Annotated in this window: 9 protein-coding genes and 3 pseudogenes; 5 read left to right on the top strand and 7 right to left on the bottom strand. The window is 66.7% G+C overall.

The genetic code is table 11. From position 1 onward, the window contains the following. Nucleotides 1-93: 93 nt before the first annotated feature. Entirely contained in the window at nt 94-714 is a 621-nt protein-coding gene (locus FND50_RS35960; RefSeq protein WP_144288936.1) for a helix-turn-helix domain-containing protein, read from the bottom strand. A 108-nt stretch (nt 715-822) separates the two neighbouring features. Here FND50_RS35960 and speB point away from each other — a divergent pair, with 108 nt between their 5' ends. Further along, complete coding sequence (gene speB, locus FND50_RS35955) at nt 823-1968, top strand: agmatinase (protein ID WP_260850855.1); 1146 nt, start codon at nt 823-825, stop codon at nt 1966-1968. Nucleotides 1969-2015: 47 nt separating this feature from the next. After that, complete coding sequence (locus FND50_RS35950; RefSeq protein ID WP_065492732.1) at nt 2016-2762, top strand: glycoside hydrolase family 25 protein; 747 nt, start codon at nt 2016-2018, stop codon at nt 2760-2762. A 15-nt stretch (nt 2763-2777) separates the two neighbouring features. On the opposite strand, the gene FND50_RS35945 is transcribed toward FND50_RS35950, so the two are convergent. The 4 genes and pseudogenes from FND50_RS35945 to FND50_RS35930 all read right to left on the bottom strand — a co-directional run. Next, a complete protein-coding gene (locus FND50_RS35945; protein ID WP_144288935.1) occupies nt 2778-4043 on the bottom strand; it encodes a hypothetical protein in 1266 nt (421 codons plus the stop codon). 113 nt (nt 4044-4156) lie between these two features. Beyond that, a pseudogene (locus tag FND50_RS38035) lies at nt 4157-5106 on the bottom strand (bile acid:sodium symporter family protein). Nucleotides 5107-5171: 65 nt separating this feature from the next. Beyond that, a complete protein-coding gene (locus FND50_RS35935) occupies nt 5172-5822 on the bottom strand; it encodes a DUF1345 domain-containing protein (protein WP_144288934.1) in 651 nt (216 codons plus the stop codon). Nucleotides 5823-5825: 3 nt separating this feature from the next. Further along, nucleotides 5826-6553: pseudogene (locus FND50_RS35930) on the bottom strand (AAA family ATPase); the annotation flags it as partial. 383 nt (nt 6554-6936) lie between these two features. Between FND50_RS35930 and FND50_RS35920 the strand changes: the two are divergent. Both FND50_RS35920 and helR read left to right on the top strand, forming a co-directional pair. Beyond that, nucleotides 6937-8058, top strand: coding sequence for a glycosyltransferase (locus FND50_RS35920; RefSeq protein ID WP_144288933.1), 1122 nt, complete (start codon nt 6937-6939; stop codon nt 8056-8058). Between the two features lie 4 nt (nt 8059-8062). Beyond that, entirely contained in the window at nt 8063-10207 is a 2145-nt protein-coding gene (helR, locus tag FND50_RS35915; protein WP_144288932.1) for an RNA polymerase recycling motor ATPase HelR, read from the top strand. A 28-nt stretch (nt 10208-10235) separates the two neighbouring features. Here helR and pip read toward each other — a convergent pair. Further along, a pseudogene (gene pip, locus FND50_RS35910) lies at nt 10236-11190 on the bottom strand (prolyl aminopeptidase). A gap of 123 nt (nt 11191-11313) precedes the next feature. Here pip and FND50_RS35905 point away from each other — a divergent pair. Next, nucleotides 11314-12141 carry a DUF899 domain-containing protein gene (locus tag FND50_RS35905; RefSeq protein WP_144288931.1) on the top strand — a complete coding sequence of 276 codons (828 nt, stop codon included), beginning with the start codon at nt 11314-11316 and terminating at the stop codon, nt 12139-12141. Here FND50_RS35905 and FND50_RS35900 read toward each other — a convergent pair. Next, nucleotides 12102-12524, bottom strand: a complete 423-nt coding sequence (locus FND50_RS35900; protein WP_144288930.1) for a hypothetical protein — start codon at nt 12522-12524, stop codon at nt 12102-12104. The two genes, FND50_RS35905 and FND50_RS35900, sit on opposite strands and share 40 nt — an antisense overlap. Between the last annotated feature and the right edge of the window lie 47 nt (nt 12525-12571).

Below are 12571 nucleotides of genomic sequence, written 5' to 3'. Positions count from 1 at the left end.
CGTTGAGCTCCTGAGCGGTGGAGTGATGTGGACAACAATGAACGGGCGAGCCGTGACTGTCAACACATGTTTCCTAAACCGCTTGACGGTTTCCTAGCGGGCGGTGGGCCGGACGTCGTCCGGTAGTGCGGGGGCCAGAATCCACAGAACGGTCGCGGTGTCGTCGCCGAGCGCGCGGAAGCTGTGCGGCAACTGGGGCGAGAAGGTGAACGCGTCCCCGGTCGCGAGCGACACGTCCTCCCCGGCCCCCGGACCGTTGAAGGAAATGCAGATCCGGCCGGAGACGACGTAGACGAAGGCGACGTCGACCGGCAGTTCGTACGTTTCCGAGCCGCTCCCGCCGCCGGGTTCGATCCGGCTCAGGAGCGACTGGATGCGGCGCTCGCCGAACGGTGTCAGCAGGAACTCGGCCATGCGCTCCCCGCCGAAACTGATCGGCGGGTAGTTGTCGGCTCGTACCACCTCACCTGCGGCGGAGCTCTCGAACAGCGACCCGACGGGAATGTTCAGGGCGGCGCAGATCCGCACCAGCGTGGCGACTGATGCGCTCGCGTGGTCCCGTTCGATCTTCGACAGGTAGCCCTTGGTGATGCCGCAGCTCGCGGCCAGGTCGTCGAGGGTGAGGCGCTGGGCCTGCCGGGCCGCCTTGAGCCGGGGGCCGATCCTTGGTGCGTCGACGCCCGACGCACCTTCGGTTGCGAGCTCGTTCGCCATGCATCGATCCTTCGTTGTGTCTCGTATAGGAAACAAGTGTTGACAAGAATGCATTCCAAGGAAACGATACGACGACGCCACGTCTCCGGCACACACCGAAGGATTCCGATGAGTACAGACGATATCCAGGGCCCCATCGACGCGACCCGCATCCAGGGCCCCATCGACGCGACCCGGATCCAGGGCCCCATCGACGCGACCCGCATCCAGGGCCCCATCGACGCGACCCGCATCCAGGGCCCCATCGACGCGACCCGCATCCAGGGCCCCGTCGACGCCACCCGCACGCCGCGCTACGCCGAACCCAGCACGTTCGCCCGCCTCCCCCGGCTCGACGAGGTGTCCCGCGCCGACGTCACCGTGATGGGCGTCCCGTTCGACTCCGGCGTGAGCTACCGCCCCGGCGCACGCTTCGGCCCCGGCCACATCCGTGCGTCGTCGAAGCTCCTGCGTCCGTACAACCCCGCACTCGACGTGCACCCCTTCGCGGCGCAGCAGGTCGCCGACTTCGGCGACATCGGCGTCAACCCGTTCGACATCCAGGAGGCCCTCGCCACCGTCGACGGCGCCGTCACCGACCTGCGCAAGGACGGCTCGACCGTGCTGACGCTCGGCGGCGACCACACCATCGCCCTGCCGATCCTGCGTTCCCTCGCCCGCGATCACGGTCCCATCGCCGTGCTGCACTTCGACGCGCACCTCGACACGTGGGACACCTACTTCGGCGCCCCCTACACACACGGCACCCCGTTCCGGCGGGCCAGCGAGGAGGGGCTCATCGACCTCGAGCGTTCGCAGCACATCGGCATCCGTGGCCCGCTGTACAGCAAGAAGGACCTCGAGGACGACGCCGTTCTCGGTTTCCAGGTCATCCGCTCCGACGACTACGAGGTGGACGGCGTCGCCAGCATCGTCGAACGGATGCGTCGACGGCTCGACGGCGGACCGGTCTACGTGTCCGTGGACATCGACGTCCTCGATCCCGCGCACGCGCCGGGCACCGGAACACCCGAGGCGGGCGGCATGACGTCCCGCGAGTTGCTGAACACGCTGCGCGGACTCGTCGGCCTGAACGTGGTCGGCGCCGACATCGTGGAGGTGGCGCCCGCCTACGACCACGCCGAGATCACCGGCATCGCGGCAGCGCACGTCGCGTACGAGTTGCTGTCGGTGCTCGCGATCAACGCGTCGTCGGCCCCGGGACGGGCTGCGCGCGGCGAGGCGCTCCGGCAGGCGGCGTTCGTGACGAAGTGACGTCCGTTGCCACGTGCGGGCAGCGGGAAGACGTTACCCTCGGGCGCATGGCTATCGGGGTGAAGGTCCGAAGGTTCTCCAAGATCGCACCACTACTGCTCGCCGGTGCGCTCGCGGCCGCGGTGCCGGGGCATGCCGCCGCCGAACCTGTCAGAGGTCCGGACGTGGCCTCGTGGCAACACCCGGGCGGGTCACCGATCGACTGGTTCGCCGTCCGCAACGCCGGCCACGACTTTTCGATGGTCAAGGCCACCGAGAGTCTCAACTACGTCAATCCGTTCTTCGTCCAGGACTGCCTCGCCATGCGCGTGGCCGGCGTTGCCCGCGGCGCGTACCACTACGCCGACCCCACCCAGTCGCCGGAAGCGCAGGCCGCGTTCTACTCGACGGTGGTGCTGGGCATCAACGGTCCGGGTGACATGCCCCCGGTCCTCGACCTCGAGCATTCCGGTGGGCTGCCGCCCGCGGCGTTGATCGACTGGACGCACCGCTACCTCAACACGGTCCAATCGCTCACCGGACGTCAGCCGATCATCTACACGTACCCGAACTTCTGGCGGACGGCGATGGCGAACACCAACGAGTTCGCCGGATACCCGCTGTGGATCGCCGACTACAACGGTCAGAACACGCCCGGCCCCCTCCCCGGCGGCTGGAGCAACTGGACGTTCTGGCAGTACACCAGCACCGGTCGCATCCCCGGCGTCAACGGCGACGTCGACCTCAACGTCTACAGCGGGGCGCAGGGCGACTTCGCGCGGTACTCCAACAGCGCATCCCCCTTCGGCAGCTGACGCCGACGGGCACGATCAATCCCGGCACGCCGGATTTCCGGGGAACGCCGGGACGCCGACTCGGCAGCCGACGTCGGTGACGGCGTTCAGTCGCTCGACCGGCTCCCGAATCTCGAGCGCCGGCACGAGGCCGTCGGTCAGGAGTGCATTCTTGGTCGTCGGCGCCGTGGCGCGCTCGTCCAGCGTTCCGCGCATGCGCGCGAAGTTGACGAGTTCGTCGTACACCATCGACAGGGCCGCCTCGGTGGTCCGGTCTTCCGGGTGCAGCCCGGCGAAATCCACGCCCGTCTCGTATTCGTGGCGGACGGCATGTGGACCCTGGTCGCAGGTGGGCTGGTTCAGATCGATCCGAAAGTCCGGCCCGGCCGGTCCCGGCGGAGTGATCGTGCCGGCGTCGGTGCAGACATGGTGCGAGATGCGATCGCCGAGTGCGTGAATGTAGATGCCGGTCCGTGCATTCCAGGAATTCTCGCCGATCCAGGAATCGAACTGCGACGACAGGACCGTGTCGGAGATGACCTGCTGCCCGGTCATGTTGGTGAACGGGATGGCGGCCGGAGTCTCCAGGCTGTAGGTGCCGTTGATCTGCACGGGATTCGCATCGCCGTAACACGTTGCACCCGTGGCGTAGTCGCCGTCCTCCGAGGGGTTCGTGAAACCTCCCGTGCACAACGGTGCGCCACTTCCCGGCCCGGCCAGGGCCCAATTCCGTAGGTGCGTGAGCATGACCTCGTGCCGGGGATCGTCGACATCCGGTTGCAAGCCGTTGGGCAGGGGATCCGCCGGTCCGCGCATCGTGGGCAGGAAGTGGAAGAGGAACCCGCCGGTGGCGAAGTGGGTGCGCACCAGTCCGCTGATGTCCTTGGTGGTCAATGCGCCGGCGTCGGGGACGAGTCGGCCGAAGATGTCGCGTGGGGCGAACGTGCCGAGGTCGGTCGCTTCGTCGTACGCCGCGATCCAGTAGGCATCCTGCTCGGAGAAGCCGACGGTGCGGGCGATGATGTACGTCGAATCCGAATGCACGAGACTCCGTCCGCCGAGCGGGCGGCGCAGCGTGAACCCGTAGCGGAGGAACGCCTCGGCGCCGCAGATCGGCGAGTTGGGATCGTCGAGTAGGCATTCGGGTGGCAGCGGAGCGCAGTTGTGCGGTGGCGCACCGTCCTCGGTGTAGCAAATATCCTCGGCGAATCCGTACACCGGTGGCGGTGACATGACGAACGCGGCGGCGGTAAGCGTCAGCGCCACGATGGTTCCACCGACTCTTCGAGTGAATCTTCTCATCGAGGTGCACCTTTCGGTGTGGCCGAGTAGATCAACATTAACACCGGGGAACAGGCAGGATGCGCGGTTCTCGCGAGCCCCGAAATCCGCCACCGTCGGTCGGTGTGCAGGCATCACGCGACACGGTGCCGGTATCGATTCGCCGGCCATGCACACATCGTGAGCTGAACCTGATGAAACACCGTCAGCGGCAGGATGATCTGCCGGAGGGCTGCCCGGCGAACCGGACAGCCGCCATCGGCAGCCCGGTCATGAGAGCCTTCCTCGTTCCATAGAACTGGATGGCCCGCACGTCTGCGCGTTCGAACCGCATCAGGTCGGCGGTGAATCGCGTGAGCCAGAGCATGGCCGTCACGAGCACCGTGGACAGCAGGACAAGTCGGAGCAACCGGTGGACGGGACCGAGTGCCACACTCCGTGACGTTCGCCCGCCGAGAATGCCGAATACACGATGAGCACGACGGATTCGCGGCCGACGTACCTCAGTGCGGAACCGTGGCGTGCCACCCAGCCGCCGATCAACCGGTGGAGGATCTGACCCAGCACGAACGGCAGGAACAGTTGCAGTCCGATTCCCAGTGCGACGGCACCGGGCGCACCCATCTGTCCTGAAGTCGACATCATCGTGAACGCGAGCGCGGGCGTCAGGAACATGCCGAAGAGGTTGGATGCGGATGCGCTGGCGATGGCACCGGGAACGTTCCCTCCGGAAACCGCGGTGAATCCGATCAACGCTTGGACGATCGAGGGAACGAGGCACGTGAACAGCAGTCCGGCGGTACAAGCTGGGATCCAGCACAGAGCTCGGGAGCGGTCTCAGTGCCAATCCGCTGAGCGGGAAGACCACGAAGGTGAAGGACAGCACGGTCAGGTGCAGGCGCCAGTGCGTCAGTCCGGCGATCGCATCCAGCGGTGCGATGCGCACGCCGTAGAGGAAGAACAGAACGCCGATGGCGACGCGAGCCGCACCATCCACCCATGGCACAGCCGGGCCCGAGGCCGGCAGCACCAGCGCGACCAACACCGCTGCGTGGACCCGTGCGGTCGATCGTGTCTCGTGCATGGCGATTCGATACACGGCTGCCTTACTCGTGCGGACTGTCGGTCAGTCGGATCCGAATGGGATCCTCACCTCGTGAGGATCCCGGCGACCAGGTTGATCGTGGTCGCGAGGATGACTGCACCGAAAACATAGGACAACAGGCAATGCCGGAGCGCCACGGCCCGAATCTCCGGGCTCGAGACGTCGGTATCGGATACCTGGTAGGTCATCCCGAGGTTGTAACTGAAGTAGAAGAAGTCGCGAAACGCGGGCGGAGCAGTGGAGTTGAAATCGATACCGCCCGTTGTTGTTTCAGGACCCGATTCCTCGTAGTAGAGGAAGGCGTATCGAGCCGCATACATCAGATGTAGGGCAGCCCACGCCAGGAAGACACCGATCAGAGCCACGGCGGCGTGCGGGGTTCCCGCCGAGGATCCGCCGGCCACCTGCAGTGCGATGATTGCTCCGAGACCTCCTGAAGCCGCTGTCACCACGACCAATTCGTCGACTATCGGACGGAAATCCTCGCGTCCCACGTTCCGGCGAGTCGCCGCCGCATCCATCGGCCACAACACTGCCCAACCGGATACGACGAACACGGCGGCCGCGGCGGCGATACCGATGAGAGACCCCAGCGCGGCTGTGGTCGACACGCCGCCGAGGACACCCGCAGCGACACCGACCACCACCGCCGCGGCCACTCTCGGGATGGCGGAAGTCGGGAGAGGCACGTGCAATGCCTACCCCTCTCCGGGAGGCGCCGCGCCGTCACCTGCGGCGCTCCCGACGCCGATCGACAAGCCGGCACCATGTGCGTCGACGCGGACGGTGTCGCCGGGCGAGAGGACCCCCTTCAGAAGCATGCTCGACAGCTTGTTGTCGAGCTGCTTCTGGATGGTGCGCCGTAGCGGCCGGGAACCGAACTCGGGTTCGTACCTTCCGCGGCGAGGTAGTCCTCGGCTGCCGTGGTCACGTCCAACCCGATGTCCTGCGCCTTCAGCAGCCGGCATGTGCCGTCGAGGATCAACTCGACGATCTGCCGCAGTTGTTGTTCGTCGAGCCGGTGGAACACCACGGTCTCGTCGATGCGGTTGAGGAACTCGGGGCGGAAGTGCGAGCGTAACCGTTCCATCAGCTGCGGGACGATCTGGTGGACATCGCCCTCGGGTGCGTCGAGGATCAGATCGGCGCCGATGTTGCTGGTGAGGATCACGATCGTGTTCTTGAAGTCGACGGTGCAGCCCTGCGCATCGGTGACGCGGCCGTCGTCGAGGAGCTGCAGCAGGACGTTGAACACGTCCGGGTGGGCCTTCTCGATCTCGTCGAACAGGATCACCGAATACGGCTGCCGGCGGACCTTGTCGGTGAGTTGTCCGGCCTCCTCGTAGCCGACGTACCCGGGCGGTGCGCCGACCAGCCGGGAGACCGTGTGCTTCTCCTGGAACTCGCTCATGTCGAACCGGATGAGTGGACATCGTGCGGCTCCCTGAGTGTTGAGACACAACATGATTCGCGCGCCGCGCCACGGCGCGCCCGGCGAGGGGCTGGTCCCGAGAGGGCAGACGGCAGGCCAGGGCGTACCAGCGGCTGTGTGCCGAGAAGTCTATCCCGGCATCCCCTGCGGCCGGGCCGCGTTACCGTGATCGGTGAGCTGGACTGTGTGCGAACGCATTCGATCGATGACGTGCCGACGCTGCCTGGAATCTGTCCGGATCGGACGAGGAAGTGGAGAGGAGTACCAAGCCCTTTCCACCTTCAATTTATAGCGCACCGGGGGGCTTGCGGCAAGGCCCGGGTTGTGCCGCACAATTACCGGCCGAAGCCAGAACCTGCGGAAATGGGGGTCGCGAATTGCGTGTGTTGTTGTCGACGTACGGGTCACGTGGGGATGTCGAACCGTTGGTGGGACTCGTGGTGCGGTTGCGGGAACTCGGCGCGGAGGTGCGGGTGTGCGCGCCGCCGGACGAGGACTTCGCGGAGCGGCTGGCCGGGGTCGGTGTGCCGATGGTGCCCGCCGAGGGATGCGACGCGTTGGTGGCGACCGGCGCGATGCCGGCCGCGGCCGGAGCGCTGTCGGTCGCCGAGAAGCTGGGCATCCGTTCCGTGTCCGTGACGTTCCAGCAGCTCACCCTGCCGTCGCCGCATCGGCGGCCGCTGGCGTACCCGGGCCGGGCGTTCCCGCCGGACGTGACGGACAACCGGGTGCTGTGGGACCTGGACGCTCAGAGCATCGATGCGCTGTTCGGTGAGGTGCTCGACACCAACCGGGCGTCGATCGGCCTGCCCCCGGTGGACAACGTTCGCGACTACGTCATCGGCGACCGGCCGTGGCTTGCGACGGACCCGACCCTGGACCCGTGGCAGGAGACGCCGGACCTCGACGTCGTGCAGACCGGCGCGTGGATCCTGACCGACGACCGCCCACTCCCGGCCGAGTTGGAGGCTTTCCTGGACGCAGGCACACCACCGGTGTTCGTGGGCTTCGGCAGCATGCCCTTGCACGCGGCGACGGACGCCGCCGAGGTGGCCATCGAGGCGATCCGCGCGCAGGGCCGCCGCGCACTCGTCGGGCGCGGCTGGGCCGATCTGGCCCTGATCGACGACGTCGACGACTGCTTCGTCGTCGGCGAGGTCAACCAGCAGGCACTGTTCGGCCGGGTGGCCGCCGTCGTGCACCACGGCGGTGCAGGGACGACGACGACGGCCACCCGGGCCGGCGCGCCTCAGGTGGTGGTGCCGCAGGCGGCCGACCAGCCGTACTGGGCCGGCCGGGTGGCCGACTTGGGCATCGGCGCGGCGCACGACGGTCCGGTTCCGACCGTCGAGTCCCTGTCGGCCGCGCTCACGGCGGCCCTGACCCCCGAGACCGGAGCACGAGCGGCTGCCGTGGCGGGCACGATCCGCACCGACGGGGCGGCCGTCGCCGCGACGTTGCTGCTCGACACGATCGCCCGAACCGCAGATCGGAGCTGATGACATGAAAAATCTGACTACCAGTGCGTTCGACCTTCCCGACCATCTCGCACCCAAGGCCGACCCGGCGCTGATCGCCGACGACGAGCTGCATTTCGCGGCCATCGCGGAAAGCCTCGAGCGGTCGATTGCCGACCTCGACCACCGCATCGACACCGAACGCAAGGCGCCCCGCCGGCTGGGCCAGGAGGCGATGGAGCGGGACATGATGGTCCACCGGCTGAACGCCGAGCTGCGTGCGCTGCGCCGTTACGGGTTGGACCTGTGCCTCGGGCACTTCGTCAGTGCAGACAACCCCGAGCCCGTGTACATCGGACGACTCGGCCTGATGGACCGGGCGGGCAATCAACTGCTCGTCGACTGGCGCTCCCCCGTGGCCGAGCCGTTCTTCGGTGCGACCCACGGCAATCCGATGGGCCTGGCCCGCCGGCGCAGGTATCGCTGGACCCGCGGCCGGATCAGCGACTACTGGGACGAGGTGTTCACCCCGGACGGGTTCGCGGGGAACGCCGCGCTCGACGACCAGTCCGCGTTCATCGCCAGCCTGGGCACCAACCGGTCGGCCCGGATGCGGGACGTGCTCGGCACCATCCAGGCAGACCAGGACGCCATCATCCGCGCGGGATCGCGTGGCGCCCTCGTCGTCGACGGCGGCCCGGGTACGGGCAAGACCGTCGTCGCGCTGCACCGCGCCGCGTACCTGCTCTACTCCGACCCCCGACTCCGTCACGGCGTGCTGTTCGTCGGTCCGCACGAGCCCTATCTGGTCTACGTCGCCGATGTCCTGCCCAGCCTCGGAGAGGAGGGAGTGCAGCTCTGCACGCTGGGGGACCTCGTCGCCGACGGCGCCACCGCGAAGGTCGAAACCGACCCGGACGTGGCCCGCCTGAAGTCGTCCGCGGATCTGGTGAAGGCCATCGACGCGGCGGTCACGTTCTACGAGGAGCCGCCCACCGAGGGCATGACGGTCGCGACCGAGTGGTCCGACATCTGGCTGAGCGCCGACGACTGGGCCGAGGCATTCGAAGCGCCGGAACCCGGTAGCCCGCACAACGAGGTTCGCGAGCAGATCTGGGAGCTGCTGCTCACGATCCTGATCGACAAGTACGACGGTGACATTCCGGTGGCCCAGCTCCGGAAATCGTTGCAGCAGAACGACGAATTACGCACGACCCTCGACAACGCGTGGACCCTGATCGAGGCGGCCGACCTCGTCGCCGACCTGTGGTCGGTGCCCGCCTACCTGCGCAAGTGTGCTCCCTGGCTCAGCCCCGACGACGTTCGGAAGCTGCAACGCCCGGATGCCCAGCGCTGGACGGTGTCCGACCTGCCACTCCTCGACGCAGCACGGCAGCGGCTCGGCGACCCGGAGGAATCACGACGCCGGCGTCGCCACGACGCCGCCGTCGCCGCCGAACGCGAGCAGCGGTCCAAGGTCATCGACGACCTGATCGCAGCGGATGCCTACGACGACGGCGAAAGTTTGATGACGCAGCTGCGGCAGAAGGGCCTGCAGGAAATGCTGGTGGACGAAGCTGCGATGTCCAGCACCGACCCCGACCAGCTTGACCGCACGTTCGCGCACGTCGTCGTGGACGAAGCGCAGGAACTGACGGACGCCGAGTGGCAGATGCTGTTGCTGCGCTGCCCGTCTCGGAGCTTCACCATCGTCGGCGACCGGGCACAGGCCCGGCACGGGTTCACGGAGTCGTGGCAGGAACGGCTCGAGCGGATCGGGCTCGACCGGATCGAGCTGGCCTCGCTGACCGTCAACTACCGGACGCCGAAAGAGGTCATGGCGGAAGCCGAGCCGGTCATCCGAGCCGTCCTCCCGGACGCCAACGTGCCGACCTCCATCCGCAGCAACGACATCCCCGTCGTACACGGATCTGCTTCCGATCTGCACTCGATCCTCGACACCTGGCTCGACTCGAACTCCGACGGGATCGCCTGCGTCATAGGCGATCCGACGTTCCGGGCAACATCCCGCGTCCGGTCGCTGACCCCGGAGCTGTCGAAGGGGCTCGAATTCGACCTGGTCGTCCTCGTAGACCCGGACACCTTCGGCACGGGGATCGAAGGGGCCGTCGACCGCTACGTCGCCATGACCCGGGCGACCCAGCGACTCGTCATCCTCACGAGTACCTGACGTGGACCGACGCTCTCGGAGGCCGCGATCATGGCCCGCTGAAGGAGTCCAAGGCGGCCACCAGCGCGGAGCTGAACCCACCTCCGCCGTGGCCTGCATCGTCAACCACGACGAGTCGACTCTCCGGCCAGGCCCGCGAGAGCTTCCAGGCCGTGTCCAACGGTCCCGAGACATCGAAGCGGCCGTGGACAAGAACTGCCGGGATACCTGCCAGACGGCTCATTCCGTCCGGTATCTGGTTCGGGACGAGGAAGCACTCGTGGCTCCAGTAGTGCGTCACCAATCTGGCGAAGATCATCCGGAACGTCGCGTCCTCGTATCGGGGGCTCGGTGTCCATCCCGGCATCAACGACACGTGAGTGTCCTCCCACGCACACCACCTCCTCGCCGCCTCCTCGCGCACTGCCGCATCGGGGTCGGCGAGGAGGCGCGCATACGCGACCGCCAGATCCCCGTGCCGTTCGCCGACCGGCACGGGAGTGATGAACTCCTCCCACTCCCTGGGGAAGATCCGACCCATGTCACGGGTGATCCAGTCGATCTCGGTTCGGGTTCCCGACGTGATCGCTCCGAGCACTGTCGCGAGAACACGCTCCGGATGTCGTTGGGCGTAGACCAAACCCAAGGTAACCCCCCACGACACCCCGGCCACGACCCAACGCCTGATCCCCAGATGCTCACGCAGACGCTCGATGTCTTCCGTCAAATGTGTTGTCGTGTTGGTCGATAGGTCGGTGTCGGGGCCGGTGGCCAGTGGGCGGCTCCGCTCGCATCCGCGTTGGTCGAACAACACCGCACGAAAAGCCCTCGGGTCGAAGTAGCGACGTGCGCCGGGAGTGCATCCAGTCCAGGCCCCCATGCAGATACAGCACCGGCGTCCCCTCGGGGTTTCCGACGGTCTCCCAGTACAGGGCATGGTCGTCGGAGACATCGAGAAACCCGGCTTCGTACGGTTCCACCGCCGGATGAAGTGCGCCACTCACACACTCAGCTTCGCATCCTGCACCGAAGGGCGGCCCACGAATCAGTTGTTCCCGGTCTTGGTGGTAGCCATCGCCAAGTGTCGCCTGCGACGATTACAGGTGCCCTTCGAGAGGAGACGAACGATGACAGCGTCCGATCCACAGGTCACCACGCGCGAGGAATGGCTCATCGCGCGGCGCGAGTTACTCGCACAGGAGAAGGAGCTGACCCGCCACCGCGATCGGGTGAGCGCCGCCCGGCGCGCGCTACCGATGGTCGAAATTACCAAGGATTACGTTTTCGACGGCCCCGACGGCAGGACCGGACTTGCAGACCTGTTCGACGGCCGCGGCCAACTCCTGATCTACCACTTCATGTTCGAACCCGACGCCGACGAAGGATGCCCCTCCTGCTCGTTCACGATGGACAACGTCGGCAACCTCGAGCACCTGTACGCCCGGGACACCTCGTTCGCGGCCGTGTCCCGCGCACCGCTGAACAAACTCGAGCAGTACCGCCGGCGCATGGGCTGGACGTTCCCCTGGTACTCCTCGCACGGCAGCGACTTCAACTATGACTTTCATGTCACCCTCGACGCGTCGGTCGCACCGGTCGAATACAACTACAAGGACGAGGCCGAGCTCGTGCGGTTGGACCCTGCATGGAAGGGCTGGTGCGGCGAAGAGCACGGCGTCAGTGCTTTCCTCCGCCAGGGTGAGCGCATCTTCCACACCTACTCCGGTTACGCGCGCTCCACCGAGATTCTGCTCGGCACCTACCACTGGCTCGACCTCACCGCGCGCGGCCGCCAGGAAGACTGGGAATCAGAACCCCGCCGCGGTGACGACCCCTTCATGAGTTGGCTGCGCCGCCACGACGAATACGAACCAGACGCCATTTCAGGAGCGAAGACCCCGACTGACCGTCCGGGTTACATCAGTTCGAGTCCCGTTGCCTGCAATTCGAGATAGTCGCGCACCAACAGATGGGAACACGGCGTGGACACCGCGGTCCAGGGCGTGTGTTGGGGTAATTGCAGCGCCAACGATTCGGGTACCGCTTCGCGACACCTGATGACAGCCCGGAGTTGCGGTGTCAACGAGATCCACCACGCGTCCAGCACACACCTGCACTGGGAGAGGTATTCGGAGAGTGGCCCTTGGAGAACCGCCATCTGCGGTACCAAATCAACTCCACCACTGATCCCCGCGACGCAGGAGTGCCCACACACAGCCATCACCTGCCCGATGAACTGCCGCGGCATGATGCCTTCGGGGTTTCGCAGCAGAGCGAGGCGCGCGCCGGCGGAAAGGGCTTCATATGCCACTTCGGGGTCGATTGCCTCGTCACCCATGCCACGAACGTACCCGGCTGTGGGCGTCTCCTATCAGGAACAGCAAT

The sequence above is a fragment of the Rhodococcus sp. WB9 genome (assembly GCF_007558985.1).
Lineage (GTDB): Bacteria > Actinomycetota > Actinomycetes > Mycobacteriales > Mycobacteriaceae > Rhodococcus_F > Rhodococcus_F opacus.
The sequence above is the reverse complement of the archived record's forward strand: the minus strand, read 5'-3'. Positions and strand labels throughout refer to the sequence as shown.

Bases quoted from the DNA above. Each gene is read 5' to 3' on its own strand.
- FND50_RS35960 (WP_144288936.1), bottom strand. From the start codon at position 714: ATGGCGAACGAGCTCGCAACCGAAGGTGCGTCGGGCGTCGACGCACCA.
- speB (WP_260850855.1), top strand. From the start codon at position 823: ATGAGTACAGACGATATCCAGGGCCCCATCGACGCGACCCGCATCCAG.
- FND50_RS35950 (WP_065492732.1), top strand. From the start codon at position 2,016: ATGGCTATCGGGGTGAAGGTCCGAAGGTTCTCCAAGATCGCACCACTA.
- FND50_RS35945 (WP_144288935.1), bottom strand. From the start codon at position 4,043: ATGAGAAGATTCACTCGAAGAGTCGGTGGAACCATCGTGGCGCTGACG.
- helR (WP_144288932.1), top strand. From the start codon at position 8,063: ATGAAAAATCTGACTACCAGTGCGTTCGACCTTCCCGACCATCTCGCA.
- FND50_RS35905 (WP_144288931.1), top strand. From the start codon at position 11,314: ATGACAGCGTCCGATCCACAGGTCACCACGCGCGAGGAATGGCTCATC.
- FND50_RS35900 (WP_144288930.1), bottom strand. From the start codon at position 12,524: ATGGGTGACGAGGCAATCGACCCCGAAGTGGCATATGAAGCCCTTTCC.